This is a genomic window from Ruminococcus sp., assembly GCF_024691275.1.
GTDB lineage: Bacteria > Bacillota > Clostridia > Oscillospirales > Ruminococcaceae > Ruminococcus.
Genome location: NZ_JAILNU010000040.1, coordinates 15318 through 42299, shown reverse-complemented (window position 1 = coordinate 42299; position 26982 = coordinate 15318). Strand labels below are relative to the sequence as shown.

Below are 26982 nucleotides of genomic sequence, written 5' to 3'. Positions count from 1 at the left end.
ACATAATGTGCAGCTTTTCTGTTATTACTTTGCAGAAGGATCAAGGGTCTCTATCTTCCTGAGAAGGAACTCCTGAATCTTTAATGCATCATTAGATGTTACGCCCTTCAGAGTTTTATCAACGTCCGCATTGGCAAGTCCCTGATCTGTGATATGATGCTCGTCATCACCGCTCACACCGTACTTGTCAGGATTTGCAAGAGACTGCATTATCATAACTACGTCAGCCATATTCACGTCTTCGTCGCAGTTTGCATCTCCCCACATAGTTGCTTCAAGAACGTCTCCGCCCATAAGGTATTCAACTTTGCAGTTTTCTATCTTGTACGGCTTGTCAACAGACTTTTCTGTTGCAGCGTTCCATACATTCGACCACCATACCTGTACCTCGCAGGTCTTGAATGAGTCAGGCATATCGCTTATATCAACGACTACTTTCAGCTTTCCGTCCTTGTCAGCATTGCCGCTCCACTTGATGTTCTTCCAGTCGTCAGCAGTTGTGCCGTAGCCGACAGCGCCGCCGATAGATGCGCTCGGAGCACCTGTTACCTCAATGACCATCTGCTTGCCTAATGCATTTTCAGGCTTGGCAGGGATAGTAACCGACTTCTTCTGTACCTCGAACTTATAAGCTGCTGTGGTAGTAGTCACATTCGGGTCGGAAGTCGTCGTGGTAGTAGTTGTTGTCTTTGAAGGGTCGGGAGGTGTTATACCTTCCTTATTGTAGAGGTTTTTGGGGAGCTCATCGAGAGTTATGCAGTATTCGCTCTGATACATTGCGATAGTGTCTTCCTTGGTGTTGAAAATCGGATTCGAGAGGAAGTTGATGTTATCGCTTCCGCCGTCGTACCATGTACAGAAGTAGAGCCAGCCTGCATTCTCGCCTGTGAGGTTCTCAACTGTTGAGAAGCAGTCGTTCTCAGCCATAGCTACCATCTTCTTGCAGTCATACTTGTCAAGAAGTCCATAGAACGTAGAGCTGATAGCGCTGTCATCGTGTCTGAGTGACGGCTGCCAGTTGTTCTCCTCAAGATATACAGTACAATTGTACTTGTCATAGCCGATTATATCAACATAAGCATCGCCTGGATACCAGTTGGTTGAATTAGCAAAGTTGTAGCTGTTCCACTCCCAGATAAGGTTATGGCAGTTAAGGTCATTGGTCAGGGTCTTGTAGGTGTATATCCAGAGGTCTTTGTAAGCTTTTGAGCCTTCTTTGCCCCACCAGAACCATGAGCCTGTCTCTCCGCCGCCGCCCTCGGCTTCGTGGAGAGGTCTCCAGATAACAGGGATACCCTCAGCTTCGAGCTTGTTGAACTCCTTTGCAAGAGTTTTCAGTGTGGAGAGGTAATACTCGTTCTCCTTTGTGCCGGGAGTTGCAGCCTTTGAAGGTGAGAAGTCGGTCTCCTTGGCAGTATATGTTGAAAGTGACCAATCCAATTTTGTTCCGATAGTATAGTTAGCAAAATCCTTCGGAACATTGATGTGATATGAAGCGGTTGCGATTCCGCCCTTTTTCTTTACCCAGTCGATGATACGGTCTGTCGAGCCGTCGTCGCTGCCGTAGAGCGGACAGCAGAAATTACCGTAGTCAAAGCCGCGGATAGCAGGATAGTGACCTGTAGTCTCCTTGAGGTACTCGAACTCTGTCTCAAGTCCGTGAGGGCCGCCGCTGTATATCTCCTGCTGACCTGAGATTATATGCTTGCCGTAGTTCTCGGCAAGGTAAGCCATTAGGCTCTGTGTCTCAACAGTTGCCAGCTGGTCGCAGGGTGTGGTCTGTGCAGCCTTTATAGTAAGGTTGTCCATGCTTTCAACTTCAAGATAATCGAACTGTGACCAGCCCCATGATTTGTCGATAGTAATGGTATTTTCGCCCTCTTTGAGCATTATCGAGGAGATGGTGACTGCCTTGTAATCGCTGCCCTCGGGAATACCGAGTGCTCCCTGTGAAACGCCGTTGATGCTGAGATTCTGCTGTTTGTCATTGCCTATGCCAAACACGTAGAATGTCAGCTTGTACGGACCTGCTTTGTCCACAGTCACTTTGAGCTCGATGCTTCCGCTGTCGGTCATTTTCAGTGCCGAACCGCCGCTTGCGTTAGCGTCCTTCTCAACAGTGATAGTACCTGTTACCTTAGCGTCCTCGAACTCGATCTTCTGCGGTGCGTCTGCCGCAGTTACCGTTGACGAGCTGTAGACAACGCCATTGAGCATCATAGCCGCTGACATTAGCGCAGCTCCTGCCTTTTTGAATAATTTTTTTCCCATGTTTAATATCCTCCTGAAATGGCAAATTTTATTTACAAACATTTCCAGTTTACCGCCGAGCGGTGAATCCACTTTAATTATAGCGATGATTTCAGTTAAAATCAATAAGAAACACAAAATATTTGCATTTCTGCAAAAAAATTCGTATACGTGCACAATAGATATAGTGATATTTTTAGCATAAAGCGCAAATTCAGCTTAAATTTCACTTAAATTCGGCTTTAGTTAAATATAAGCGTTTATATGCGACCTTTCGCCCTGTAACTATTGACAGTTTTGCTAAAAAGGTGTATAATTTTATTATAGATTAGTCTAATTTGTTCATGAAGGAGTGGTTCAATGACGGAATACCTTACTAATTATATGAACTATATACAACAGCGCATCGAAAAGTGCTCCGACGCTGACGAACTCGCCGAAATTATGGCTGAACACAAAGACAAGATCGCTTTCATGCAGCACGAAAGGATCGTCCACTTCCTCGTGACTATGCTTTTTGCGCTTGTACTGACTATATTCATGGCTGTCACCATATTCAGGAGCAATATCCCTGCACTGATACTCGTTACTATCATACTGGTACTGCTCATGTTCTACATAAAGCATTACTACTTCCTCGAAAATACCGTGCAGAAAATGTATAAGGTCTACGACAGCATACTCGAAAAACAGAAAAAATTCAAGGAGAACTCCCCATGACCAAAAAAGAAATTGCCGAACTCGCCGTGAAAGAGCTGGAAAAGCTCTACCCCGACGCTGCTTGCAGCCTGAATTATTCAAAGCCCTATGAGCTTATGTTCGCTGCAAGACTTGCCGCTCAGTGTACCGACGCGAGGGTAAACGTTGTCACGGAGACTCTCTTTAAAAAGTACCCCACCCTTGAAGCTTTTGCAAATGCCGATATTTCGGAGCTCGAACAGGACGTAAAGCCCTGCGGCTTCTATCATAACAAGGCGAAAAGCCTGAAGGAAATGGCTTCGCAGCTTATAAACGACTTCGGCGGAGAAGTTCCCGATACTATGGAGGAGCTCCTCACGCTCTCGGGGATCGGCAGGAAAACTGCCAATCTTATGCTGGGAGACGTTTTCGGAAAGCCTGCTATGGTCACGGATACCCACTGTATCCGCATAACGGGTCGCCTCGGGCTGACTAAAAACAAGGAGCCTGCAAAGGTCGAAAAAGACCTTGTTAAGCTCATTCCGCCCGAAGTCTCGTCGGATTTCTGCCACAGGACAGTAGAGTTCGGCAGAGATATCTGCAACGCCCGCAAGCCAAGGTGTACAGAGTGTCCGCTGAATTATTTCTGTAGATTCTATAATTCAAAGCATTGAATCCAATACCAAATCTTGCCGTCTCCACAGGCTGGCGGCTAAAGTCTACCAAATTCACGAAAGGAGTTTTGTATATATGTTGTTTAATTTCAAGCTTAGTACTCCCGCCGAAGGTCTTGTTGATATCACGCGGGAGGTCAGTGAGGCTGTAAAGGAAAGCGGCGTACTTGAGGGTATATGTATCGTCTTTTGTCCGCATACAACCGCAGCTATCACTATAAATGAAAACGCTGACCCTGATGTACAGACCGATTTCATCAAGGGTATGGACAGCTTCTTCCCTGACTTGCAGACGTTCCGCCACGTTGAGGGCAACTCGGACGCCCATATCAAATCCTCTGCTGTCGGTGCAAGCGAAACTATCATCATCAGCGGCGGAAAGCTCCTTCTCGGTACGTGGCAGGATATCTACTTCTGCGAGTTCGACGGCCCGCGTACAAGAAAATTCTTCGTAAAGATTATGGGGGACTGATACTATGGACAATATCGAAAAACTTGCGGATATCGTCAGAAACTCCCGCAATATCGTATTCTTCGGCGGCGCAGGTGTCTCAACGGAAAGCGGTATCCCCGACTTTCGCAGCGTGGACGGTCTGTACAACCAGCAGTGGGACTATCCGCCCGAAACTATCCTGAGCCACACATTCTTCGTCCACAAGACGGAGGAATTCTACCGCTTCTACAGAGCTAAAATGCTTTGTCTCGACGCTAAGCCCAATGCAGCTCATCTGAAACTTGCTCAGCTCGAAGAACAGGGAAAGCTCTCGGCTGTTGTCACTCAGAATATCGACGGTCTTCATCAGGCAGCAGGCAGCAAAAGAGTGTATGAGCTCCACGGAAGCGTACTGCGCAACTACTGCTCAAAGTGCGGAAAATTCCACGATATTGAATATATCATCAACTCTCAGGGCATACCCAAATGCGAATGCGGCGGTATCGTCAAGCCCGATGTCGTTCTCTATGAGGAATCCCTCAACGACGATACGGTAAACGGTGCTGTCAGCTCCATCGCCGCTGCTGATACTCTCATTATCGGCGGCACTTCACTTAATGTTTACCCCGCAGCAGGTCTTATCCGCTATTTCAGGGGCAATAATCTCGTTATCATTAATATGGCTCCGACCCAGATGGATAAACAGGCAGATCTGCTCATTTGCGACAGGATAGGAGAGGTCTTCTCCCGTATTTAGGAGGATCAACAACATGAAACGACTTACAGCAGCCGCTTTAGCTACACTAATGCTCATGGGCTGTGCAGCCGATACCAATTCATCGGACGGCTCACAGGAGGTCATGACGGAAAGTGTTACTGAGATCATAAATACTGCTCTCTCAGAAAATCCGGCAAGCAGCTCCGGTCAAAGCCGTATCATCTATCGTGAAAGGATCTACAATATCAACTCTTACACAAAATCAGACTTTTTTATCGAATCAGACGGCAGAGTATGGTGCGGATTTTATATGCACAATGAAGGCAATATCGACAAACACAACCGACTATGGAAGGACAGCGCTACTTTCGAGGAGAATTATCAGCTTGATGACGATATCTGGCTCGCTGCGTATCTGTCCGAAACAAAGAACGACGATTTTATGCTGTTCGGAGAAACCTATGACTTCGACAGCCTGAACGATGAAAAGCTGTCTGCCATCTCCGAGCATATCTCAAACGCTGACCCCTTCAGCGCCTGCAATGTTCAGAAAACTCAGGAGGAGGCAGTCCACGACTATGTCGAGAACGAATACATTTTCATCGACCTGATAATCAACGATGAAATGTACCGATCATACGTAAATACTCAGGGTTACATAAGCACAGTGCAGGATAAGGAGGCAAATGCTGCCATCGAGCAGGTACATTCCCTGCCCGAATATATGCAGTGGCGCGACCTTTGCACGAAATATCTCCTGCCTTATAAATCAGAATAAGCAAAAAGCCGAAGCTTATCGCTTCGGCTTCAGTCTATCAAAAAACTCAGTTCCATTAGGGAACGCCTTCACTTGCAAGGCGTTCCCTCTAAAAAACAGTCCACTGGACTGTTTTTTAATTCACCCTTTGCGAAGCGCCTTCGTATTGTTTCGCTGTTCTCTGAAAACTGTGAACAGCGACCAGAGGCGCTGCCAAAGGAACACAGTCCCTTTGGAATCCCGTTCATATTCTATACCAACATTTTTGAACCGCAAGCAAACGAAACAAGCGACAACGTGACTGCGGTCAAATCGGCTCAAATCACTGAACCAAACTTATATCAGAGAAGTCCGTTTGCCTTCTTGAATTCAATGAACTCCTCATAGGTTCCCTGTCTGTCCAGACAGCCTTCGGGAAGTATCTCGATTATACGGTTTGCAGTGGTCTGCATGATCTCGTGGTCGTGAGATGCAAGTAGAACAACTCCCTTGAAGTTGATAAGGCTGTTGTTTACAGCGGTTATGCTTTCGAGGTCAAGGTGGTTGGTCGGACGGTCAAGCACAAGAACATTAGAGCCGAAAAGCATCATGCGTGAGAACATACATCTCACCTTCTCGCCTCCTGAAAGTACATTTACAGGCTTGTATACGTCATCGCCCGAGAACAGCATTCGTCCGAGGAAGCCGCGGAGATAGGTCTCAGTCTCGTCCTTTACAGAATACTGTCTGATCCAGTCCAGTATCGACAACTCGCAGCCGTTGAAGTACTCTGAGTTATCAACAGGCATATACGAAGTAGTTACGGATACGCCCCATTTGAAGCTTCCGCTGTCGGGCTGTTCCTCCTCCATGAGTATCTTGAACAGCATTGTGATAGCCTGCTCGCTCTCACCGACAAAAGCTACCTTATCGTTTCTTCCGAGGGTAAAGCTTACATTGTCAAGGAGCTTCACGCCGTCAACAGTCTTTGAAATGCCATCGACCTGAAGAATGTCCTTGCCCAGATCCCTGTCCATATCAAATCCGATGAACGGGTATCTTCTGCTCGATGCAGGGAGCTCCTCAACAGTGAGCTTCTCGATGAGCTTTCGGCGTGATGTAGCCTGATTCGACTTGGACTTGTTTGCTGAGAAACGGGCGATAAAGTCCTTGAGTTCCTTTATCTTCTCCTCGTTCTTCTTGTTCTGCTGCTTTATCATGCGCTGTATGAGCTGGCTGGACTCGTACCAGAACTCATAGTTACCTACGTACATCTTTATCTTGTTGTAGTCGATATCAACAATGTGTGTGCAGACGTTATTGAGGAAGTGTCTGTCATGGGATACGACAATTACCGTACCGAAGTACTCTGAAAGGAATTCTTCCAGCCAGCGCACTGCGTCAATATCAAGGTGGTTTGTAGGCTCGTCAAGAAGTATTATATCAGGATTGCCGAAAAGTGCCTGTGCAAGAAGCACCTTTACCTTTTCATTACCCGAAAGCATAGACATCTGAGTATAGAGTATGTCCTCGGAAAGTCCCAGACCCTGTATGAGCTTTGATGCGTCGGATTCAGCCTCCCAGCCGTTGAGCTCGGCAAACTCGCCTTCCAGCTCGGAAGCCTTTACGCCGTCCTCCTCGGAGAAGTCCTCTTTTGCGTAAAGAGCGTCTTTTTCCTGCATTATCTCATAAAGACGGGCATTTCCCATTATTACAGTATCAAGAACTGTATACTCGTCGTATGCAAAGTGATCCTGTTTGAGAACGCTGAGGCGCTCCTCCTTGGGCATTACCACCTCGCCCGAAGCAGGTTCAAGCTCGCCGCAGAGCACACGGAGGAAAGTGGACTTTCCTGCGCCGTTTGCACCGATAACGCCGTAGCAGTTACCATTCGTGAATTTAAGATTTACATTTTTAAAAAGTGTTGAGCCGCCAAACTGAACACTTACATTACTTACAGTTATCATATTTTCTCCTTTCGCAAATCATAATTCAGATCCGCAAAAATATGTTTTGCGCCGTTAGCTATCAGCCATTAAACGTTAGCCCATTGCAGGGGCAGCGAAGCCGCTTACTGATGGCTGACGGCTTTAATCACGCAATGTCAATTATACCACATATGATACGCATTGTAAAGGAGAAAACGCCATATATAGCTCACAACGGACTTTTTTCACAAATAATCGCCAAATTACAGTGACAACTCTGCAATTATTTATATGATGTTCCAAAACCATTTCCACGGTCTTTACACTACGGGTCAAATGTGCTATGATATGTGTATCATTAATGTTTTAATTCTGAAAGCGAGGAAATCCAAATGAAAAGAAATGTGTTCAGAAGCCTTTTGGCAGGTATTGCCTCTGTTGCAATGATGTCCGCTATGGCAGGCTGCTCTGATCCGAACAACACTTCGACAACTTCCGAGTCAAAGGAGTCTGCTACAGAAGCTACAACAACAGCTGCTTCCGATGAAACATCTACCGCAGCCGGTACAGATGCTTCAGCTGAGGACAACTCCCTCCAGAAGGTACTCGACGAGAAGAAGCTGGTTCTCGGTCTCGATGCAAGCTTCCCTCCTATGGGCTTCACAGACGAGAGCAATGAGATCATAGGCTTTGATATCGACGTTGCTCAGGAAGTATGCGACAGATTAGGCGTTGAGCTCATCAAGCAGCCTATCAACTGGGATACAAAGGAAGAAGACCTCAATGTGGGCAAGATCGACTGCATCTGGAACGGTATGTCGATAAATCCTGCAAGAGCTGAGGCAATGAACCTCTCAGAGCCTTACATGAAGAACGAGATGATATTCGTTGTACCCGCAAAAAGCGATATCAAGTCCATGGACGACCTCAAGGGCAAGACCATCGGCGTTCAGACAGGTTCTACTGCTCAGGAGATACTCGAAGCTGCCGACCTCTACAAGGATATCACAGAGTCACCTCTCGAAGACAACGTTACAGCTCTTAACCAGATGGAGCTTGGCTTCTCTGACGCTGTATTCCTTGATTCAGTAGTTGCAAACTACTTTATCACTTCAAACAATAAGGACTACGTGATACTCAACGGCAACCTCGAAGCTGAGGAGTACGCTATCGGATTCAGAAAAGAAGATCAGACACTCCGCGACGAAGTCCAGAAGACTCTCAGCGAGATGAAGGCTGACGGAAAGCTCGGAGAGATCTCAACAAAGTGGTTCGGAAGCGACGTTACTACTGTTAAGTGATTTTATTCTTAAACCGAATATTTATTTCAGGGAGCACCTTCACTTGCAAGGTGCTCCCTTTTTGTTTATCTGATAAGCAAAAAGCACACTTCCTTTGTAATAATATTATTATTTGATTTTCCACTGAATCATCGCTTTTTTCACTTGACTTATCCCCCATATATATGGTATAATTGGTGAGATTGAGAAAAATTTAACAACCAAGGAGATGCGTCTATGGAAAAAATCAACGACATTATTTCCACTATCGACGATTACGTCTGGGGATTGCCGCTGATAATACTCATAATCGCCTGCGGTATCCTGCTCACTGTAAGGCTGGGCTTCGTTCAGGTAAGAAAGCTCGGCAAAGCACTCAAATATATGCTGAAAAATGAGGATTCGGACAGCGGCGAGGTTTCCAGCTTCTCAGCCCTGTGTACAGCTCTTTCAGCTACAGTCGGAACAGGCAATATCGTCGGTGTCGCTACTGCCGTCGCAGCAGGCGGTGCGGGAGCTCTGCTCTGGATGGAGGTCGCTGCTTTCTTTGGCATGGCTACAAAGTACGCAGAAGGACTTCTCGCTGTAAAGTACAGGATAAAGGACGAAAACGGCGATATCCTCGGCGGTCCTTTCTACTACATTGAGAACGGTCTCGGCAAACGCTGGAAATGGCTCGGCAAAATGTTCGCTGTATTCGGACTTCTTGCAGGTCTTATGGGCATCGGAACTATCACCCAGATAAACGGCATTACATCGGCTGCAAACAACTTCTTTGATCCAAAATCCGAACACACCATATCTATTCTTGGTATGGAACATACACTTACCACTGTTATCGCAGGTGCAATAATCACTGTCCTCGCAGCTCTCATCATTATCGGCGGTATCAAGCGTATCGCAAAGATATCCGAGATCATCGTCCCTGCAATGATCGTCACTTATATAGGCTGCTGTCTCATTATAATCTGCTGTCACGTTACAGAGATTCCGAACGCTGTATCCGAGATAATCAAGGGAGCTTTCGGTCTGAGACCTATTGCAGGTGGTATCGCAGGAACTTCCGTCATCATTCTCTCCATGAGGAACGGCGTTGCAAGAGGTATCTTCTCAAACGAAGCAGGTCTTGGCTCTGCACCTATCGCAGCAGCTGCCGCTAAGACCAGCGAGCCTGCAAGACAGGGACTCGTTACCATGACAGGCACTTTCATCGACACTATCATCGTATGTACCATGACAGGTCTCTCCATCGTCATGGCAGGAAGCCACGAAAAGGTTCTTGAAGGCGTTTCTATAACCACCGACGCTTTCAACTACGGACTGCCGTTCCCTGAGAGGGTATCGTCATTCATACTTATGGTATGCCTTGCAGTATTCGCATTCACTACGATTCTTGGCTGGAACTATTATTCCGAGCGCTGTCTGTCTTATCTGACAGGCTCGAAAAAAGTCGTAAGAAGCGCTTATAAATGGCTATATATCGCTGCTGTATTCATAGGTCCATACCTCACGGTAAAGGCTGTATGGATGCTCGCGGATATTTTCAACGGACTTATGGCTCTTCCGAACGTCATCGCACTCATACTCCTTTCGGGAGTTGTCTCGGCTGAGACTAAGGACTTCCTTGCAAGACTTAAAGCAGGAAAGATACAGGATTAACACATATCCCCCGAAGCATTTAGAAATGCTTCGGGGGATTATTATTTGCGTGGAGCAGGAAATCAGCGAAGTTGGTAAGACTTATGTGGACATCAGCACAATTTGTAGGGATGCCCTTTGGGCGTCCACAAATTACAGTACAACAATGTCATTTGCCAATATAATCATGAACAAAAAATGGGCGGATAATATCCGCCCCTACATTTTATACCATGTTAAATATTGTGTAATTGACGTGACGTCGAGGACGGTGTGGGTGTCCAGTGGACACCTCTGCAAAGCAGAAACACCGACCGAACCAAAAGGTGAGAATGTCCCCTACAAGTTGGTTCAGATCAAGCACACGCGGGCTCAGCTCGTTACGCTGCAAAAGATAAAAAAATCCCGACACCGAAGAACACTGAAACTTCGGTATCGGTTCAATGAGGATGATTTATTTAAGCCCTCGCAGGCTTCAGAGAAAGCAAATAATGCTTCCTTCAGAGAAAGTTTTGAAAGGACCTTTCTCTGGTAAATATAATACCACATCTTCTCCTCGTTTTTCAACTCAATTTTTGCAGATAAAGTGTAAAATATACAGAAAAAAAGCGAACTTTACGTTCGCTTTTTTACCATTATCCTGTTATGCTCTTTTTGATAATATCTCTTTTTCTATATTTTCTGCCCTGATAAGTGCAGTATCTATATGATCGCAGAAATTCTCCCTGCCGACCTTCTCGATAAATCCTGCCTTGGTCATTACCTTCATAGGCTGCTCGTTAACATGAGAGAACACTACCTTCACGTTGTGGCGCTCACAGCGCTTTACGATACGCATAAGAGCTTCAACGCCGGTAGCATCTATAGCAGGAACATTTCTCATTCTTATACAGAGAACGTCGATATTCTCGTCGCTGAGCACGTACTTGTATTTATCAGTCGCTGCAAAGAACATAGGACCGTTGATCTCGAATACTCTTGTATTCTGAGGTATCTTCTTGAGGAGGATATTATCAGGATCGGTATCTTCATCGTCCACGTCTACCCATGCATGAGCTTCTGTAACGTCAGCCATACGCTTCATGAAGAGAAGTGCTGCCATTACCATGCCTACGCCGATCGCAACAACAAGGTCGAACACTACTGTGAGTATCAGCGTTACGAAAAGTACTGCGATATCGCTCTTAGGTGCAGTCTTGACCGTATTTCTGATGTTTCTCCAGCCGCACATATTATATGCTACGATAAAGAGTATCGCTGCGATAGTAGGCATCGGGATAAGTGATGCATAAGGCATGAGCAGTACAAGTATAACAACAAGAACTACTGAATGTACCATACCTGATATAGGTGTACGTCCGCCGTTCTTAACGTTAGCAGCTGTACGTGCGATAGCTCCTGTAGCAGGGATACCGCCGAAGAATGCAGAACCGATATTAGCTGTACCCTGTGCGATGAGCTCCATATTCGAGCGGTGCTTTGAACCCACCATACCATCGGCAACAACGCATGAGAGCAGCGACTCAACAGCTGCAAGTACTGCAATGGTGAACGCATTCGGGATAAGTGCTCTTACTCTTGTAAAAGTAACCTCAGGCATTGTGAACTTAGGAAGTGAATTCGATATCTGATAGAGGTCGCCTATAGTATTTACTTTCAATCCGCTGAACTTAACTATAGCTGAACATACGATAACAGCTATGAGAGAAGCAGGTATCTTTTCCAGCTTTTTTGGCCAAAGGATAAGTATAATAAGCGATACACCGCCAATCATTACCGCCTGCCAGTTGATGGTATCAATAAAGTATCCTATCGCTCTAACCTTTTCGACTGTCTCGATAGGTGAATCAAAACCAAGAGCTTCTTTCATAACAGCCTTATCATATGTAAGGCCGAGGAAGTCCTTGACCTGTCCGAGGAGAATAGTCACGGCGATACCAAAGGTAAAGCCCGTGGTTATAGTACCCGGGATATATTTGATAAGAGCTCCGAATCGGCAGAATCCCATGATTATAAGAAGGATACCTGCCATTATAGCCGATATAGCCAGTCCGTCCATGCCCTCGCTTGCAACTATGCCCGCAACCGTGGTAGCAAATGCCGCAGTAGGACCTGCGATCTGCACACGGCTTCCGCCGAGGAAGGAAACGATGAACCCTGCAATTATCGCAGTATAAAGTCCCTGCTCAGGGCCAACGCCTGATGCCAGGGCAAGAGCGATAGACAGCGGAAGTGCAATGATAGCAACGATGATACCCGCGATAATGTCCTTGATGAGCTGCTCTTTGCTGTAATTCTTCATTACCGAGAAAAGCTTCGGTTTGAGCTTTTCTTCCGTTGGTTTAACTGCTTTTTCAGCCATTTACATAACCTCTTTCTGTAAAAATCTCTATAAAAGACACACAACGTTTCTATTATACTACTTAAAATAGCGGTTTTCAAGAGATTTTCAACAGGGAGAAAAATTTTGTCGGTTTATATATATTCCCGTCAACGGTGGAGAAATCATTCAGCATTTTTATTTAGCCTTTGTCCATGCAGATGCGAACATTGTTTGCCTTCCATACATAAACTAAGGGCTGATAATAAATATCAGCCCTTAAAACTATATCATAAAAACTTATTTCTGTTCTTTAACTATTGCCTTGCTGCCGAGGAATGTCAGCAGGAAGTATCCGCCGTATATCAGCACAACAACTGCTGCTGTAAAGAACATAGGCTTTATGAAGCTTCCGCTCACGAGCATATCAAGTACGAATTTACCAAGTCTCATTCCAAAATATGCGTGGAGACAAGCAAGCAGCAGCGGAAGCAGGAAGAATATTCCCGACTGACGGAATACCGACTTTGTTATCTCGCTCTCCTCTACGCCAAGCTTACGGAGCATGGTATATCTCGGGATACTGTCCGCGCTCTCGGAAAGTTCCTTCAGCGCGAGGATAGCTCCGCATGAAACAAGGAATACAAAACCGATATAAAGTCCGAGGAATGTCACAAGAGCGCTTACACCTATGGCATTATCAGCCGCCTCCTGACGTGTATCCAAGCAGTGCATACCGCGTATACTGCTTTCTCTTCCGTACATTTTTTTCTGCCATATTTCCTTCAATGCCTTTTCTGCACTTTCAATGCCCTTCTTGTCAGATGCTTTATAGTTTCCGACGATAATTTCTCCACCTGCACCTGATTCATTGATAACACTGTCAGGAACTATTATGGTATCAAAGCTATCAGCCATTCCTGTAGGACACACAAAACTGTCGATACACTTTTTATACTTAGGAACGAGTGTATTTCCGAAAGCTGTTATCTCATTATTCTTAGGAAGCAGCTTATTATATACATTTACGATAGTATTATACGTAGCACATACTGCGTACTCATTTTCGGCAAGGTCGATACTTTTTCTGCCGAAGAGCTTCATAAGCGCATTGTAGTCACTGAGTTTTACCATTCTCAAGCGATATTCCAGCCAGCCAACTTCAGGGATCTCTTTCTTTAATTCTTCATATTTGTCACCAAGAGATTTTACAAAAGTCAGATCCGCATCTGTATAGATGTGGAACTTATGATGATCTCCCATTAAATTATACAGGCTTTCCTTATCATCGCCAAAACAATCATCTATATCTGTATATAAAGGATCATTGTTATCGTCCTGATTCTCTGCTTCCATACAAAAATCCACAGGGAAGTATTCCTCTACCTGAGAATTCATGGAATTTCTGATAACGAAAGCCGTGGAAAGAGTGCATATCGTCAGGAAAAGCATGAGACAGATGACTGTCATGGAAGCAACTGTAGTGTTTACCTTGCTGCTTATCTGTCGGAAGGTGAAGCTGTTAAGCCCGTGGTGGTATACGCCCTTTGCGGACATCACAACTCTAAGGAGCATACCTGCAACCGACCAGAATATGAAAAATGTTGATACTGCGCCCATTGCAATGGCAATAACTATCTTTTCCTCGTCGAGATCTGCCTGATTCCAGCCTACCATATAGTACGCATAGCCGAGAACAGCTGCGGAAAGAAGGAATACTATCATGCATACCCAAGGATTCTTCATTGCTATCTTCTCGGAACGCTTGCCCGAATTCATAAGGGTTATGAGCCTGCATTTGCTGATAACGAATCCGCTCCTCAGCATTACAACAATGTACATAATGCCGAAATAAAGAATGGTTTTGACTATAGAGGCGTTAGATACCATAAATTTGTAGTTGGTCATATCGGCTTCAAAGAGGTTGGCAACTACTGCGCTCATTACCTGCGATAAGCCCACACCTATAAGAAGTCCCACAACGAGTGAACCTACGCCGATGATAACGGTCTCGCAGAGGAGAAGCGCCGATATCCTCCATTTGCTCATGCCGAGCATCATGTACAGCGCGAACTCCTTGTTCCTGCGCTTCATAAGGAAGCGGCTTGCATATACGATAAGAAGTCCGAGAACTATCGCTACGAACACGCTTACTGCGGAAATAGCCTTTGTAAGTACATCTATTATCTCTCGCTTATCCTCTGTTACTGCCATAAATGCAGTCTGAGTCTCAATGGCATTGAATACATAGAACACCGCAACTCCGATAATAAGAGTAAAGAAGTACACCGCATAGTCCTTTATACTCTTGCGGATATTGCTGAGGGATATCTTAAAGAGCATCGCTCATGTCACCTCCCAGAAGTGTAACCACATCAATTATCTTGTCAAAAAACTGCTTTCTGCTGTCACCGCCGCGGTTGATCTCGTTGAATATCTTACCGTCCTTGATAAAGATCACTCTCGAAGCATAGCTTGCAGTAAAGGAATCGTGTGTTACCATTATAATAGTAGCATCTTTTTCGTGATTGAGATAGTTAAAGCGTTCAAGGAGCATCTTCGCCGACTTTGAATCAAGAGCGCCTGTAGGCTCGTCTGCGAGCACAAGGCTCGGGTCGGTAACTATTGCTCTTGCAGATGCTACTCTCTGCTTCTGACCGCCTGACATCTGGTAGGGATATTTGCCGAGCACCTCTGTGATACCGAGCTGCTCCGCAACGTTCTTTACAGCCTTGTCGATATCTTTTGCAGAGCACTTCTGGATAGACAGCGCAAGTGCGATATTCTCGTAAGCCGTAAGAGTGTCCATGAGGTTGAAATCCTGAAAAATAAAGCCCAGCTTTTCACGGCGGAACTTGTTCAGCTCCTTGCCCTTGAGTTTGGTAATATCGGTATCTCCGAGAACAATGCTGCCCGCTGTTACGCGGTCGATAGTTGATATGCAGTTGAGCAGAGTGGTCTTGCCGCTTCCCGAAGCGCCCATTATAGCTGTGAACTCGCCTTTATCGACCGAAAACGAGATATCGTTTACAGCCTTTGTAAGACTGGATTTGTTTCCGTAATACTTTTCAACGTGTTCTAATTTGAGTAATGACATTTTCGTTCCTCCTTAATCTATAGAAATGATATCTTTTGTTTCGTGTTTCTTCATGTAACATTCGAGTGAAACGATGGCTGATGTTAATATCGTTGAAAGCACGAACGGTGTATCTATCATAGGTGTGAGCAATGTCTTGTCACGGAATATCTCATAGCAGGTCAATACTGTAAGAGGTATTATGCAGATAGTGCTTACGATGATGAATGTTCTGACAGCAAGTGAAGCAAATTTTTTCATAAGATCATTTCCTTTCGTATTTACGGGAGCTGTTCCCGTTTCCATGATCTTATTATATACCGATAGGGTGGTATTGTCGTAATTTTAACATTACATAACATTACAATTCTGTAATGTTCGGAAATATATTGTTATCTACGCTGACAGCTAATGGCTAAAGGGCTGATATTCTCCGCCTGTATCAATTCAAATAATAATCATTTTTTGCAAAGGCTATGGTCAGCTCTGTGAAGCTCCCCTGCTCCGAACTTACGGATATACTGTGTCCGAGGCGCTCGCAAAGGCTCTTTACGATATAAAGTCCCATGCCTGTTGATTTAGCATAGGAGCGGCCGTTATCGCCTGTAAAGCTCTTCTCGAACACACGCGGAAGATCTCTCTCGTGGATCCCTATGCCGTTATCGCGGAAATGCAGCAGCACCTTGTCAGGCATATCCTCCGCAGATACCTTTATCGCAAGCTCACGGTCGGGCGACTTATATTTCAGGCTGTTCGCTGTAAACTGTCCCAGTATGAATTCCAGCCACTTTCCGTCGGTCATCACGTTTACGTCAAGTCCCTCTGTTTCTATGCAAGCCCCTGCAAGCTGTATATCCTCGCGGTTTTTCAGGGCAGCATTTGCAACTGCTCGTTTTAAAGATACGGGCTTAATGATGTAATCCTTCTCCGCATTCTCCGAACGCGCATAGTACAGCACCTGATCTGTATATCCGTCTATACGCCGCAGCTGCTCCATGAATTTATCACCCAGCTCGTCTTTGTGATTGTGCGCCATGAGCTGAAGGCTCGCTACGGGGAGCTTCACCTCATGCACCCATAGCTCTATGAACTCGCGAAAATCCGTGAAGCTTCGCCTGTATTCGGCTACACACTCACACATAGACTTGTTGGCTTCGCAAAGTGCATCATACGCAAGCTCTCCTTCCAGAAACGGCGGTTTCTGAAGCATCTCATGTATAAGGTATTTCTTATCGAGAACTTCCAGCTTCTCTGAAAGTTCGCTGTAAAAATCCCTCTTGCGGAAAAATCCTATCAGCTCCTCGATTATTATGAAAAGCAGATATATAACGCTTATACAGCCTATGAGCTGAACGCTGACACAATAAGCTGTCAGAAACAGCAGCATCATTCCGAAAGATATGGCGGCTGTAAGATAGAACCAACATCTGTCTTTGATATAATCAATGATCCTCATTTCAATATGTACCCCTGTTTCTTTCTCGTTTCGATAGCATCTCCGCAGTCCAGCTCCGCAAGCTTTGAACGCAGGCGGCTTATATTTACGGTGAGAGCATTATCGTTCACGAATTCATCGTTGTCCCAGAGCGCCGTCATAAGCTCATCGCGGGTAACTATCATGCCTTTTCTGTCCAGCATGAACCTGAATATTATCATCTCATTCTTCGTAAGAGTCATTTCCCTGCTTCCGTCAGAAAGGGTTCCCTTTGCATCGTTCACCTGCAAGCCGCTATAGGTCTGGACGGAAGCTGTTCCCGCGGAACGTTTCAGCACTGCCGATATCCTCAGCAGCAGTATAGTCGGATTATAGGGCTTGGTGATATAGTCATCAGCTCCGTAACTCATTGAAAGCACCTCATCAGTCTCGGAGGTTCGGCTCGTGACCATTATCACGGGAGTATCAGTCTCCCTGCGTATCTCTTTCAGCAGCTGCTCGCCGTTGAGGTTCGGGATATTTATATCCATAAGTATCAGGTCAGCACGGGCAGCGAGCACCTGAGCCGCTGAATCGGAAAAGTCGGTAAGACAGTCAGTCTCATAGCCCGAATTGCGCAGAAGCTCCGCAAGCTCCTCGCGTATTGATCTGTCATCTTCTACAATATATATTTTACTCATGATGCACCTCTCGGAAAATTGATGTCGTATTTTATTATATCACACCACATAAAATAAAACAACCACAAAGGAGCATCTGCACCCTTGTGGTTGTCGGATATATATTCTCAGGCTTTGAACTCCTTATTTACTATAAGGAGCTCCTCTTTTTCAACAAGCTCCCTGCCGTTGAAACCGAGTCTTATTATGTACGGCATGAAGTTTATCATACGCATAAAGCCTTCAAGCCCGTAGCTGTTGTCATAATAATGAAGTATGGTGCTGAGAGCCGTACCGTGAGTTCCGATGATGATGTTTTCGCCCTCATGTGTATCAAGTATATCATTTATCGCAGCAATATTCCTGTCCATGACCGACTGAAGACACTCTCCGTCAGGCTCACAGAAGCTCAGGTCTTCCCAGCGTCTGCGGAACATATCAGCATTGTTGCTGTCCTTGCCGCTGATACGCTCATGAAGGCGTTCATCGGTAACGATAGTTAGTCCGTGCTCCTCGGCGGTCTGCTTTATGGTGTCGAAACTGCGCCTATACGGACTTGAAATCGCACAGTCAAGCGGGATATCCTTCATTGCTTCGACAACTTTTGCGGTATCAGCCATTCCCTCCTCGGTGAGCGGTCTCAGCGAGGCATCAGCGCAGGAATACTGCGGCTGTGCATGGCGAACAAAGTAGATATTAGTCATTACAGTCTCTCCTTGAAATCATCATAGCCGAAACTGCGGAGCGTTTCAAAGCTGCCGTCCTTTTTCAGAAGGAGTATGGAAGGCAGCGGCATACCGTTGAAGGTATTGTTCTTGACCATGGAGTATATAGCCATATCGCCGAATACGAGCCTGTCACCGATATGGAGCGGTTCATCGAAGGAGTACTCCCCTATTACGTCGCCTGCAAGACAGGTCTGGGAGCCAAGTCTGTAGCTGTACTTTTTTTCGCCCTTCTCTCCCGAGCCTACAAGGGGCGGACGATAGGGCATTTCCAGTACATCGGGCATATGACAAGCCGCAGAGGTGTCCAGTATAGCTATAGGCATATCGTTCTCGGTAAGGTCAAGCACCTCCGTCACAAGCCAGCCTGCATTGAGCGCAATGGCTTCTCCGGGTTCGAGAAAGACCTCCAGCCCGTACTTCTCCTGCATACGTCGTATACAGCGCTCCAGACGCGGTATATCGTAATCCGAACGGGTGATATGGTGTCCGCCGCCGAAGTTTATCCACTCCATCTGCGAAAGAATATCCCCGAATTTCTCCTCTATCGCGTCAAGAGTAGTCTCAAGGTCGTCGGAGTTCTGCTCGCAGAGTGTATGGAAGTGAAGTCCCGTAACACCATTGAGATCATCAGCGCGGAAATTCTTCCTTGTGATGCCAAGTCTTGACTTTGGAGAACACGGGTCGTATATCTCATGTCCTTCCTGCGTGGAATGCTCGGGATTTATGCGAAGTCCTATCTTCCTGCCTGCTGCAAGAACGCGGTCACGGTACTTGTCCAGCTGAGTAAAGGAATTGAAGATGATGTGTCCGCAGTATGATATAATCTCATCAATTTCGCTCTCACGATAAGCAGCCGAGAAAACGTGATTTTCCTTTCCCATTTCATCGTGTCCCAGCTTTGCCTCGAAAAGTCCGCTGCAAGCCGTACCTGCAAGGTACTCCCCTATCATCGGGTAAAGGTGATAGCATGAGAAAGCCTTCTGTGCAAGGAGTATCTTTGAGCCTGTGCGTTCCGAAACGCCGCGCAGTATCTCCAGATTGTGAACAAGCGCCGACTCGTCCGCTATATAGCAGGGAGTCGGCAGCTTTGAAGTGTCAAACATTTTTTTCATATTACTTCAGAAAATCGTTCATTGTGATCTGAACTCTTGGTGAACCGCTCTCGTCGGGGTCGATCATCTCAACCTTTTCCATTACGATAGGTGTTTTCGGGATAGCAGTCTCACCCATGCTGTTTACTGAGCGCTCGACCTTCATGAAGTCGTCAACGACCTCCATACCCTCGGTAACATTGGCAAATGCCGCATACTGTCCGTCCAGTGCTGATGCATATTTGCCGCTGTAGCAGATAAAGAACTGACTTGAAGCACTGTCAGGATCCATGCTGCGAGCCATTGACACTACTCCGCGCTGATGTGAAAGCTCGTTCTTCACGCCGTTTGATGAGAACTCGCCCTTGATAGTGTCCTTGCTTCCGCCCATGCCTGTTCCCTCGGGATCGCCTCCCTGTGCCATGAAGTCGTCAACTACACGGTGGAAGGTAAGTCCGTCATAGAAGCCAGATTCTACAAGCTTCTCAAAATTTTCGCAGGTTATAGGAGCCTGATCGGGGTGAAGTGTGAGCACGATAGTGTTGCCCGACTGTGTTGCAGCAGCTTTTGTAGCCTTTTCCTCCTGTTTACTATCCAGCTCCTTGCCGCAGCCTGTGAGTGCAAGCATAGTTGCCGCAGCAGCAACTGTCACCATTTTTTTCAATACACTGAAGTTATTCATTTTCTATTCTCCTTTTTCAAAGCCAATATCTGTAAATGCCAGTCTTCTGACTATTTTCAGCTTCGTAAGCCAAAATCCGAGCAATGCGCCTGTGACATTCAATATGAGATCGTCGATATCGCAGCTGCCGCACATTGTCAGGAACTGCACGGTTTCGATACTGACAGTGACTGCTGTTATTGTCAGTGCAAAAGCCCCGAAACTGCGCTGTTTCTTCCACACAGCAGGAAAAAATATACCCGTTGGCATCAAAGCGACAAAGTTGCCCCATATATTCACAAACGAGACATCACCGAATATCGCATCATCTGTGCGCAGATAGCCGATGTACTCCCTGATCGTGAGAAATGGTACGAAATTGGTATTCTTGCGGAAATACTCGCCGTAGCTATAATAAGCCCACACACTCCTGCGCATAAAAAACAGGAGATACAAGGCAGCGGCGATATATACCGCAAAAAACACATATACGATAAGCTTTTTACTTTTCAAATCAGTCAACAAGAGTAGGATCGAAGTCTTCTTCCCAAGGAAGTCCCCACTTGTTGAGAGCCTCCATGAACTGATCGGGATCGAACTCCTCGATGTTGTATACGCCTGCTTTCTTCCATGTGCCTGTCATTATCATCATAGCACCTATCATTGCAGGAACGCCTGTTGTGTAGGAAATAGCCTGTGAGCCGACTTCCTTGTAGCACTCCTGATGATCGCAGATATTGTAGAGGTAGTAGTTCTTGTCCTTGCCGTCCTTCTTTCCGCGGAAGATGCAGCCGATATTGGTCTTGCCCACTGTTCTCGGGCCGAGAGAAGCAGGATCGGGAAGTACAGCCTTCAGGAACTGAAGCGGAACGATCTCCTTACCCTCGTACATGATAGGCTCGATAGATGTCATACCGACATTTTCAAGGCACTTGAGGTGTGTGAGGTAGCTCTGACCAAATGTCATGAAGAAACGGATACGCTTGATGCCCTTGATATTGAGCGCGAGGGATTCAAGCTCCTCGTGGTGGAGAAGATACATATCCTTCTCGCCAACGCCCTTGAAGTTGTAAACGCGCTTGATCTCCATAGGCTCTGTCTCTACCCACTTGCCGTCCTCGATGTAGCTGCCCTTTGCAGACACCTCACGGATATTTATCTCGGGGTTGAAGTTTGTAGCGAACGGATAGCCGTGATCGCCGCCGTTGCAGTCGAGGATATCGATGTAGTTTATCTCATCGAACTCGTGCTTCATTGCGTATGCGGAGAATACTCCCGTAACGCCAGGGTCGAAGCCGCTTCCGAGCAGAGCTGTTATACCTGCCTGCTCGAACTTCTCGCGGTATGCCCACTGCCACTTGTACTCAAATTTAGCTGTATCAAGAGGCTCGTAGTTGGCTGTGTCAACATAGTGTGTCTTTGTTGCGAGACAAGCGTCCATAATTGTGAGATCCTGATAAGGAAGCGCAAGATTAAGTACAACATCTGGCTTGTAGCTGTTGATGAGCGCGATAAGCTCGTCAACATTGTCAGCGTTCACCTGTGCAGTCTCGATAACTGTCTTTGTTGTAGGCTGGAGCTTTTCTTTGAGCGCGTCACACTTTGACTTAGTACGGCTTGCTATCATTATGCCCTCAAATACCTCGCTGTTCTGGCAGCACTTGTGAATTGCTACGGAAGCAACACCGCCGCAGCCGATTATCATACATTTTCCCATTTTTAATTCCTCCGAATCTTTAAATATTTTCAATGGATTTGTCTTCTATATCAACGCAGTCAACTTTTGTTTAAAACAACGCAGGCAGACCGTGTTCCGTATGCTTTTTTACGTTATCAATAACCTAAATTATCCTTTTTTTCGCATATTACAGCTTTTATGTTCAATGCTGCAATAAGTAAACATACACCACTGATAATGAAAAGTACTATCTCAAACACCTTTCCTGAAGCATCCTTCGGGCTGTAGAATGTATTAGGATTGCTTGGATTGATATAGATCTGTACATCCTCGCCTCTTTGTACCTTCAGATTTGATGAATATACATTGCTTGATACTGTATATTCCTTGCCCTCATACTCAAAAGTATACACAGGAGTATAAGTATCGCTGTCAGAAGAAGAACTTTCCTTGATATCTGTTACTGTTGCAGTAACCTGGTAAGTACATTCCTTTTTAAGCTTTGAATCATGTTTCATGAACATGATTCCACCGCAAAATGTTGCAATCATAATGATTATCATCAAAACGATTGTTTTTGGCCTTGATAATGTTGTTGTTTTTGTAATTTGAATATTCATAGTAAATCTCCTAAATAATTATTTATATATCCACTTCAAAACAATAAGCCGCATTTGTTTACCCCAAAATTATTAATCCGCCTCCATTCAAAACTTATTATGTTTTTTATTGTTTTTCAGTAATATCTCTTCCCTATTCTTTATTTATGTCACCAAATATCAGTTCATCAGCTTTTTGCTTGTTTTCTGCATATTTGTACAATCTCTTATTTCTCGTTATGTTCAGTAAACCAAACATGAAAAATAACACGCCAATGCCTGAAAGGATCAAAAACAAAGATTTTGTATCCTCTTTTGGGCAATAGATCGTATCAGGCTCATCCGGGTCAATGTAAAGTATAACCGGTCCATCAAATTCTATAGACCCTGATATAAGTTTTCCCTTGGTATTGTATACTTTTCCTTTATATTCATAAGTATATACTACAGTAAAAGAGATACTTCGTCTTCTTTGACTTTTGATTATATCCGATACATAAGCAGTTGTCTGATAGGTACATTTTCTTTTCAGATTATAAAAATGCAGTCTGTCAGCCAATCCGCCTGATATGCACAAAATGCCTAATAAAAATACAAAAAATACGCTCTCTGCACCTTTTATTCTTTTACGTTTCTTCATTTTTACTCCATGTCAGTTTCATCGGTCTGAACGATGAAACGCTGTCCTTAAATCCCAGCTTTTTGTAAAGCGGATAGCCGTCTGATGAGGCTTTCAGCTCGATATAATCAAGCTCCATTGCCTTTGCGTCGGCTATGAGCATCTCCATAAGCTTTGATGCTATCCCCTGCCTTCTGTACTCAGGAGCAACATACACATTGAGTACTGTTCCTATCCTGCCGTTTGGAAAATTAGAGTTCGGCGGCATCTCGCTCAGTACGAGAAATGCCGAGCCTACAAGCTTGCCGTTATCTTCGGCTATGTACGCAAAAAAGTCAACGTTGAGATGCTCCGCGTAATACCTCGGAAGCCTTGCTCTTATGCGTTCTGCAGGATCCGCTCCCATTTCGGGAAAGTCCTCAAGCAGATACGCCATTCTTATATCTGTAAGTCCTGCTGCGTTTTGTGCTCTGAAAAGTTTCATTTTCCTCACTCCGTAAAATATCGACAGGTCATATTCTGCCTGTTTTTTCTTATTTCTCACTATTACCGTCGGGACAATTGCAAATACTGCGAGTATTCCCGATCCGATACCCATACTTGTCATTGCGCTTTTCTTATGTGAAGTAAAGCGGCGGCAATGCAGGTATATTCCGTATCATTCGGAGCAGCGTATATCTCGACATTATCGTTGTTAATCATTCTTTTCCCTTTTATCAAGAGTGTTCCTTATACCATTTCTCCTCGTCGCGTCTTCTCTTAATTATAATGTAAGTCGGTATGACTCCAATACCCAGACCGACGATAAAAAAGATATAATCATTCTTCGTGTTTGTATAAGCGGGTATATATGTATTTGAAGGGTCTTTCGGATCAACATACACATCGACACGCTCGCCTTTCCGAAGATCAAGATCTTCGGAGAATACATGACCCTCCGATACATAATCAAACCCTTTATAATTATACTTGAAAACAGGAGCATATGACTCGTCATCATCGCTGCTATAACTATTGTCCCATTTTTTTATCTGGATCACTTCACCTTCAACAAGCTCAGTGCAGTTCTTTTTTGCCAAGTGCGTCGAGATAAGTCCGACTGCACCTACAATGAAGAATACAGCACCTGCCAGTATAAAAGGAACGCACCCCAGAAACTCAAAACGATTTAATAATTTATCGAATTCTTTCTGAACATTCTTTTCATTATCGGGAATATTCTTATAATCAAGATCATCAAAACTGCTGTAATCTATCTTGAACTCGTCCTCATTTTCGACCTCTGCATCATAATCCGAGCTTTCTTTAAAATCGGGCGAATCCAGAGAATCGTAATTTATCCTGTACTTATCATCTTCTTCGTAGTTCATTTTCTTTTCAATCCATGTCTGATTTCTTTCTTATCATTAGTTTTCCTGATTTAAATATCAAAAGCACAAAAAGCAGCGTAATTATTCCGCCTGTGACTGCAAATGATATCGCTGTACTCTTTCTATTTTCATAAGCAGGGACAAATATTGTTGTTGGATCAGCGGGATCGACATATATATCCACACTTTCACCTACACTGAACTCCACCTTAGATGAATAGGCAGATTCTTTGCTTATATATGGTTTTCCATTATAGGTATAACTGTAAATAGGAGCATAACTCACACTGTCCCTACCACCTTCATCCGAATCATGGTGTTCCCACTTGTCTAAAGATTCTATCACTCCTGTTACGAGTTCGGTACAATTTCCTTTAGCATGATAATAGCTTATGAGCGAACTTGTTCCTATGATAAGCATTATTATACCGGCTAACAAGAAAGGGAATACGAAAACTGCCATAACGCAGCTTATACCCCTGCTTACTTTTTTCTTAACTTTCTCGATCTCCTCGGGAGAGTACATTGATCCGTCAGGAGCTGCTCCATTATCATAGGACGGGGCATACTGCTCCCTGTCGTAATCGTACTTATCATCGTCATATTTATTGTATTCGTCGTTATTTTTATCATTGTAGTTCATTTTTTACCTCTTTTAAGTCCATGTATGTTTTCCCAAAATATTCCTATATCAAGCTTTTCCCTTACGAAAGAGCCAGAAGCATCTCCCTGATTATCTTGCAGGCAACTGCTGTGGATACTCCGCTCTGGTCGTAAACGGGACTTAGCTCGTTAACGTCGCAGCCTACTATATTCAGCTTGCTGCATACCAGTGTTACTGCCTTGCGAAGCTCGTCAAAGGTCACGCCGCCTGCCTCGGGAGTACCTGTTCCCGGGAATATTGACGAATCAAGCACATCAAGGTCAAGAGTGAAGTATACATTCTTGCCCCTGAGCTTTTCAACAACTTCTTCAAGACCGTCGAAACTGAACTTATGCATCTCTGTATGCTCATCGGCAAAGTGAAACTCCTCACGGTCGCCGCTGCGTATACCGAACTGGAAGATATGACCGTCGCCCACAAGCTCGTGGCATCTTCTCAGTACACAGGCGTGTGAGAGCTGCTGACCGAGATAGTCATCTCTCAGGTCTGCGTGTGCATCAAAATGAACGATATACAGGTCGCTGTACTTTTCGTTCACTGCCGTTACGGAGCCCAGAGTTACAAGATGCTCTCCGCCTATCATGAACGGGAGCTTTCCGTCACTCAGTATCTGATCCGCACGGGAAGTTATATCGGCTACTGCGCGTTCTGTGCTTCCGAACGGGAGCTCAAGGTCGCCGCTGTCGAAATAGCTGTAGTCTGTCATGTCCTTGTTCTGGTAAGGACTGTATGTCTCGATGCCGAAGCTCTCATTCCTTATGGCAGAAGGTGCAAATCTTGTGCCGGGGCGAAAGCTTGTAGTACCGTCGAAGCCTGCTCCGAAAAGGACTACCTTAGCGTCCTCGTACTCACTGTCGCAGGCGATAAATGTCTGTATATTCTTATTCAACATCTCTGAGAAGCTCCTCTACATAGCATGGGAGCGCGAAGGCTCCTGTGTGAAGTCTCGGGTTATAGTAACGTGTCTTTATACCGAGCATACTCCACTTTGTACCGTTATAGTCGTTTGTCGGGTGATATTTCTTTGAAGCAAAACCGAAAAGCCAGTGTCCCGAAGGATAGGTGGGAATATGAGCCTGATAGACCTTGCTTATGGGGAAGCTCTCCACAATACGCTTGTGTGAGCGCTGCATAGCTGCCGCGTCCTCGTCATAAAAGGGGCTCTCATGCTGATTTACCATAATGCCGTCGTGACGGAGCGCCTTGAAGCAGCTTCCGTAGAACTCCTTGGTAAAAAGCCCCTCACCGGGGCCGAATGGGTCTGTGGAATCCACGATGATAACGTCGTACTGGTCTGTACAGCGGCGTATGAATTTAACGCCGTCCTCATAGTAAACGTGTACTCTCGGGTCATCGAATCGGCAGGCTGTGGTGGGCAGATATTTCTTGCTCACTTCCACAACGAGCTCATCGATCTCCACAAGGTCGATGCTCTCAACGGAGGGATAACGGGTCAGTTCGCGGACTACTCCGCCGTCGCCTGCACCGATAACAAGTATATTTTTCGGATTAGGGTGGACAGCCATGGGAACATGAGTTATCATCTCGTGGTATATGAACTCGTCCTTTTCAGTCAGCATCATGTAGCCGTCGAGAGTGAGAAAGCGTCCGAATTCCTTGGAATCAAACACATCTATGCGCTGAAACTCGCTGTTTCCGCTGTAGAGCTGATGATCGACCTTTATTGAAAACTTAACATTAGGAGTATGTCTCTCCGTGAACCATAATTCCATACTATACCTCCGTT

The 26982-nt window shown here is 45.3% G+C and carries 27 protein-coding genes; 7 read left to right on the top strand and 20 right to left on the bottom strand.

Features of this window, described 5'->3' with window-relative positions:
• Positions 1-24: 24 nt before the first annotated feature.
• The gene (locus tag K6G33_RS05025) at positions 25-2271 is read right to left on the bottom strand and encodes a glycosyl hydrolase (protein ID WP_296776937.1); all 2247 of its coding nucleotides are present in this window, start codon (positions 2269-2271) and stop codon (positions 25-27) included.
• A gap of 339 nt (positions 2272-2610) precedes the next feature.
• Here K6G33_RS05025 and K6G33_RS05020 point away from each other — a divergent pair, with 339 nt between their 5' ends.
• The 5 genes from K6G33_RS05020 to K6G33_RS05000 all read left to right on the top strand — a co-directional run bounded on the left by K6G33_RS05020 (position 2611) and on the right by K6G33_RS05000 (position 5531).
• Positions 2611-2970: a hypothetical protein gene (locus K6G33_RS05020; protein WP_296776934.1), complete on the top strand. Its 360-nt coding sequence runs from the start codon at positions 2611-2613 to the stop codon at positions 2968-2970.
• Entirely contained in the window at positions 2967-3602 is a 636-nt protein-coding gene (gene nth / locus K6G33_RS05015; RefSeq protein WP_173448970.1) for an endonuclease III, read from the top strand. The genes K6G33_RS05020 and nth overlap by 4 nt, the downstream gene beginning before the upstream one ends.
• Positions 3603-3678: 76 nt before the next feature.
• Positions 3679-4074: a secondary thiamine-phosphate synthase enzyme YjbQ gene (locus K6G33_RS05010; RefSeq protein ID WP_296776931.1), complete on the top strand. Its 396-nt coding sequence runs from the start codon at positions 3679-3681 to the stop codon at positions 4072-4074.
• Between the two features lie 4 nt (positions 4075-4078).
• Complete coding sequence (locus tag K6G33_RS05005; protein WP_296776928.1) at positions 4079-4792, top strand: NAD-dependent protein deacylase; 714 nt, start codon at positions 4079-4081, stop codon at positions 4790-4792.
• Between the two features lie 13 nt (positions 4793-4805).
• A complete protein-coding gene (locus K6G33_RS05000) occupies positions 4806-5531 on the top strand; it encodes a hypothetical protein (protein ID WP_296776927.1) in 726 nt (241 codons plus the stop codon).
• Positions 5532-5851: 320 nt separating this feature from the next.
• Here K6G33_RS05000 and K6G33_RS04995 read toward each other — a convergent pair whose 3' ends face one another.
• Complete coding sequence (locus K6G33_RS04995) at positions 5852-7456, bottom strand: ABC-F family ATP-binding cassette domain-containing protein (RefSeq protein WP_296776925.1); 1605 nt, start codon at positions 7454-7456, stop codon at positions 5852-5854.
• A 353-nt stretch (positions 7457-7809) separates the two neighbouring features.
• On the opposite strand from K6G33_RS04995, the gene K6G33_RS04990 reads away from it, so the two are divergent.
• Positions 7810-8718, top strand: coding sequence for an amino acid ABC transporter substrate-binding protein (locus K6G33_RS04990; RefSeq protein WP_296776924.1), 909 nt, complete (start codon positions 7810-7812; stop codon positions 8716-8718).
• Positions 8719-8934: 216 nt separating this feature from the next.
• Positions 8935-10356, top strand: a complete 1422-nt coding sequence (locus tag K6G33_RS04985; protein ID WP_296776922.1) for a sodium:alanine symporter family protein — start codon at positions 8935-8937, stop codon at positions 10354-10356.
• A 622-nt stretch (positions 10357-10978) separates the two neighbouring features.
• On the opposite strand, the gene K6G33_RS04980 is transcribed toward K6G33_RS04985, so the two are convergent.
• The 18 genes from K6G33_RS04980 to speE form a co-directional block, all read right to left on the bottom strand.
• Positions 10979-12697 (bottom strand): SulP family inorganic anion transporter, encoded by a 1719-nt coding sequence (locus K6G33_RS04980; protein WP_296776921.1) that lies wholly within the window; start codon positions 12695-12697, stop codon positions 10979-10981.
• Between the two features lie 258 nt (positions 12698-12955).
• The gene (locus K6G33_RS04975; RefSeq protein WP_296776919.1) at positions 12956-14998 is read right to left on the bottom strand and encodes an FtsX-like permease family protein; all 2043 of its coding nucleotides are present in this window, start codon (positions 14996-14998) and stop codon (positions 12956-12958) included.
• Entirely contained in the window at positions 14988-15752 is a 765-nt protein-coding gene (locus tag K6G33_RS04970) for an ABC transporter ATP-binding protein (protein ID WP_296776918.1), read from the bottom strand. Before K6G33_RS04970 ends, K6G33_RS04975 begins: the two co-directional genes overlap by 11 nt.
• A gap of 12 nt (positions 15753-15764) precedes the next feature.
• Positions 15765-15992, bottom strand: coding sequence for a hypothetical protein (locus K6G33_RS04965; protein WP_296776915.1), 228 nt, complete (start codon positions 15990-15992; stop codon positions 15765-15767).
• Between the two features lie 181 nt (positions 15993-16173).
• Positions 16174-17187 carry a sensor histidine kinase gene (locus K6G33_RS04960; RefSeq protein ID WP_296776912.1) on the bottom strand — a complete coding sequence of 338 codons (1014 nt, stop codon included), beginning with the start codon at positions 17185-17187 and terminating at the stop codon, positions 16174-16176.
• Positions 17184-17846, bottom strand: coding sequence for a response regulator transcription factor (locus K6G33_RS04955; RefSeq protein WP_296776911.1), 663 nt, complete (start codon positions 17844-17846; stop codon positions 17184-17186). The genes K6G33_RS04960 and K6G33_RS04955 overlap by 4 nt, the downstream gene beginning before the upstream one ends.
• Positions 17847-17953: 107 nt before the next feature.
• A complete protein-coding gene (locus K6G33_RS04950) occupies positions 17954-18529 on the bottom strand; it encodes a histidine phosphatase family protein (protein ID WP_296776908.1) in 576 nt (191 codons plus the stop codon).
• Positions 18529-19665 carry a carboxynorspermidine decarboxylase gene (gene nspC / locus K6G33_RS04945; RefSeq protein WP_296776906.1) on the bottom strand — a complete coding sequence of 379 codons (1137 nt, stop codon included), beginning with the start codon at positions 19663-19665 and terminating at the stop codon, positions 18529-18531. Before nspC ends, K6G33_RS04950 begins: the two co-directional genes overlap by 1 nt.
• Position 19666: 1 nt before the next feature.
• Positions 19667-20242, bottom strand: coding sequence for a peptidylprolyl isomerase (locus K6G33_RS04940; RefSeq protein ID WP_367270476.1), 576 nt, complete (start codon positions 20240-20242; stop codon positions 19667-19669).
• Between the two features lie 87 nt (positions 20243-20329).
• Positions 20330-20791 carry a VanZ family protein gene (locus K6G33_RS04935; RefSeq protein ID WP_296776973.1) on the bottom strand — a complete coding sequence of 154 codons (462 nt, stop codon included), beginning with the start codon at positions 20789-20791 and terminating at the stop codon, positions 20330-20332.
• Between the two features lie 28 nt (positions 20792-20819).
• On the bottom strand, positions 20820-22022 hold the full coding sequence (locus tag K6G33_RS04930) for a saccharopine dehydrogenase family protein (RefSeq protein WP_296776903.1): 1203 nt from the start codon (positions 22020-22022) through the stop codon (positions 20820-20822).
• 116 nt (positions 22023-22138) lie between these two features.
• On the bottom strand, positions 22139-22603 hold the full coding sequence (locus K6G33_RS04925; RefSeq protein WP_296776901.1) for a DUF3592 domain-containing protein: 465 nt from the start codon (positions 22601-22603) through the stop codon (positions 22139-22141).
• A gap of 133 nt (positions 22604-22736) precedes the next feature.
• The gene (locus K6G33_RS04920; RefSeq protein WP_296776900.1) at positions 22737-23222 is read right to left on the bottom strand and encodes a hypothetical protein; all 486 of its coding nucleotides are present in this window, start codon (positions 23220-23222) and stop codon (positions 22737-22739) included.
• Complete coding sequence (locus K6G33_RS04915; protein ID WP_296776898.1) at positions 23209-23685, bottom strand: GNAT family N-acetyltransferase; 477 nt, start codon at positions 23683-23685, stop codon at positions 23209-23211. Before K6G33_RS04915 ends, K6G33_RS04920 begins: the two co-directional genes overlap by 14 nt.
• A 232-nt stretch (positions 23686-23917) precedes the next feature.
• A complete protein-coding gene (locus K6G33_RS04910) occupies positions 23918-24571 on the bottom strand; it encodes a DUF3592 domain-containing protein (RefSeq protein ID WP_296776895.1) in 654 nt (217 codons plus the stop codon).
• 7 nt (positions 24572-24578) lie between these two features.
• Positions 24579-25214: a DUF3592 domain-containing protein gene (locus tag K6G33_RS04905; RefSeq protein ID WP_296776893.1), complete on the bottom strand. Its 636-nt coding sequence runs from the start codon at positions 25212-25214 to the stop codon at positions 24579-24581.
• A 61-nt stretch (positions 25215-25275) separates the two neighbouring features.
• Complete coding sequence (speB, locus tag K6G33_RS04900; RefSeq protein ID WP_296776891.1) at positions 25276-26127, bottom strand: agmatinase; 852 nt, start codon at positions 26125-26127, stop codon at positions 25276-25278.
• Positions 26117-26968: a polyamine aminopropyltransferase gene (speE, locus tag K6G33_RS04895; RefSeq protein WP_296776889.1), complete on the bottom strand. Its 852-nt coding sequence runs from the start codon at positions 26966-26968 to the stop codon at positions 26117-26119. The genes speB and speE overlap by 11 nt, the downstream gene beginning before the upstream one ends.
• Between the last annotated feature and the right edge of the window lie 14 nt (positions 26969-26982).

Excerpts from the sequence above, each read along its gene's own strand:
- K6G33_RS04915 (WP_296776898.1), bottom strand. The coding sequence starts at position 23,685 with ATGAAACTTTTCAGAGCACAAAACGCAGCAGGACTTACAGATATAAGA.
- K6G33_RS04950 (WP_296776908.1), bottom strand. The coding sequence starts at position 18,529 with ATGACTAATATCTACTTTGTTCGCCATGCACAGCCGCAGTATTCCTGC.
- K6G33_RS04995 (WP_296776925.1), bottom strand. The coding sequence starts at position 7,456 with ATGATAACTGTAAGTAATGTAAGTGTTCAGTTTGGCGGCTCAACACTT.
- K6G33_RS04910 (WP_296776895.1), bottom strand. The coding sequence starts at position 24,571 with ATGAACTACGAAGAAGATGATAAGTACAGGATAAATTACGATTCTCTG.
- K6G33_RS04990 (WP_296776924.1), top strand. The coding sequence starts at position 7,810 with ATGAAAAGAAATGTGTTCAGAAGCCTTTTGGCAGGTATTGCCTCTGTT.
- K6G33_RS04965 (WP_296776915.1), bottom strand. The coding sequence starts at position 15,992 with ATGAAAAAATTTGCTTCACTTGCTGTCAGAACATTCATCATCGTAAGC.
- speE (WP_296776889.1), bottom strand. The coding sequence starts at position 26,968 with ATGGAATTATGGTTCACGGAGAGACATACTCCTAATGTTAAGTTTTCA.
- K6G33_RS04980 (WP_296776921.1), bottom strand. The coding sequence starts at position 12,697 with ATGGCTGAAAAAGCAGTTAAACCAACGGAAGAAAAGCTCAAACCGAAG.
- K6G33_RS05010 (WP_296776931.1), top strand. The coding sequence starts at position 3,679 with ATGTTGTTTAATTTCAAGCTTAGTACTCCCGCCGAAGGTCTTGTTGAT.
- nspC (WP_296776906.1), bottom strand. The coding sequence starts at position 19,665 with ATGAAAAAAATGTTTGACACTTCAAAGCTGCCGACTCCCTGCTATATA.
- K6G33_RS05005 (WP_296776928.1), top strand. The coding sequence starts at position 4,079 with ATGGACAATATCGAAAAACTTGCGGATATCGTCAGAAACTCCCGCAAT.
- speB (WP_296776891.1), bottom strand. The coding sequence starts at position 26,127 with ATGTTGAATAAGAATATACAGACATTTATCGCCTGCGACAGTGAGTAC.
- K6G33_RS05000 (WP_296776927.1), top strand. The coding sequence starts at position 4,806 with ATGAAACGACTTACAGCAGCCGCTTTAGCTACACTAATGCTCATGGGC.
- K6G33_RS05025 (WP_296776937.1), bottom strand. The coding sequence starts at position 2,271 with ATGGGAAAAAAATTATTCAAAAAGGCAGGAGCTGCGCTAATGTCAGCG.
- nth (WP_173448970.1), top strand. The coding sequence starts at position 2,967 with ATGACCAAAAAAGAAATTGCCGAACTCGCCGTGAAAGAGCTGGAAAAG.
- K6G33_RS04960 (WP_296776912.1), bottom strand. The coding sequence starts at position 17,187 with ATGAGGATCATTGATTATATCAAAGACAGATGTTGGTTCTATCTTACA.
- K6G33_RS04975 (WP_296776919.1), bottom strand. The coding sequence starts at position 14,998 with ATGCTCTTTAAGATATCCCTCAGCAATATCCGCAAGAGTATAAAGGAC.
- K6G33_RS04955 (WP_296776911.1), bottom strand. The coding sequence starts at position 17,846 with ATGAGTAAAATATATATTGTAGAAGATGACAGATCAATACGCGAGGAG.
- K6G33_RS04930 (WP_296776903.1), bottom strand. The coding sequence starts at position 22,022 with ATGGGAAAATGTATGATAATCGGCTGCGGCGGTGTTGCTTCCGTAGCA.
- K6G33_RS05020 (WP_296776934.1), top strand. The coding sequence starts at position 2,611 with ATGACGGAATACCTTACTAATTATATGAACTATATACAACAGCGCATC.
- K6G33_RS04920 (WP_296776900.1), bottom strand. The coding sequence starts at position 23,222 with ATGAAGAAACGTAAAAGAATAAAAGGTGCAGAGAGCGTATTTTTTGTA.
- K6G33_RS04985 (WP_296776922.1), top strand. The coding sequence starts at position 8,935 with ATGGAAAAAATCAACGACATTATTTCCACTATCGACGATTACGTCTGG.
- K6G33_RS04970 (WP_296776918.1), bottom strand. The coding sequence starts at position 15,752 with ATGTCATTACTCAAATTAGAACACGTTGAAAAGTATTACGGAAACAAA.
- K6G33_RS04905 (WP_296776893.1), bottom strand. The coding sequence starts at position 25,214 with ATGAACTACAATGATAAAAATAACGACGAATACAATAAATATGACGAT.
- K6G33_RS04925 (WP_296776901.1), bottom strand. The coding sequence starts at position 22,603 with ATGAATATTCAAATTACAAAAACAACAACATTATCAAGGCCAAAAACA.